The 421-nt window shown below is 59.9% G+C and carries 1 protein-coding gene; it reads left to right on the top strand.

Going from position 1 to position 421, the window contains the following annotated elements; translation table 11 throughout:
• Positions 1-349: pirin-like C-terminal cupin domain-containing protein (locus EN750_RS38835; protein ID WP_281062400.1), on the top strand; the 349-nt coding region annotated here is incomplete at its 5' end.
• Positions 350-421: the final 72 nt, after the last annotated feature.

The raw sequence follows: 421 nt of genomic DNA on the forward strand, positions 1-421 counted from the left end.
CTACGCCGACCTGCGCCTGGCGCCCGGCGCCAGCGTGAAAATCCCGGCCGATGCGGAAGAACGCGCCATTTACACGCTGGAGGGCGAGGTCTCGATTTCGGGCGATGTGTGCCCAGCCGAACGGCTGCTGGTGTTCCGTCCCGGTGACGAGATCGTCGTGTCGTCGCAGACCGGGGCGCATTTCATGCTGTTCGGCGGCGCCTCTCTTGGTTCGAAGCGTTACATCTGGTGGAATTTCGTCTCGTCGTCCAAGGAGCGCATCGAACAAGCGAAAGAGGAATGGAAGACGGGCCGCTTCGATATCGTTCCCGGAGACGAGGAAGAGTTTATTCCGCTGCCGGAAAGCTGATGCTTGTCGCCCGAAAGTGGCAGAACGAAATGCATAGACAAAAGACTAGGGCCTGATCCGCGTCACTGACAC

The sequence above is a fragment of the Mesorhizobium sp. M7A.F.Ca.ET.027.03.2.1 genome (assembly GCF_003999175.1).
Lineage (GTDB): Bacteria > Pseudomonadota > Alphaproteobacteria > Rhizobiales > Rhizobiaceae > Mesorhizobium.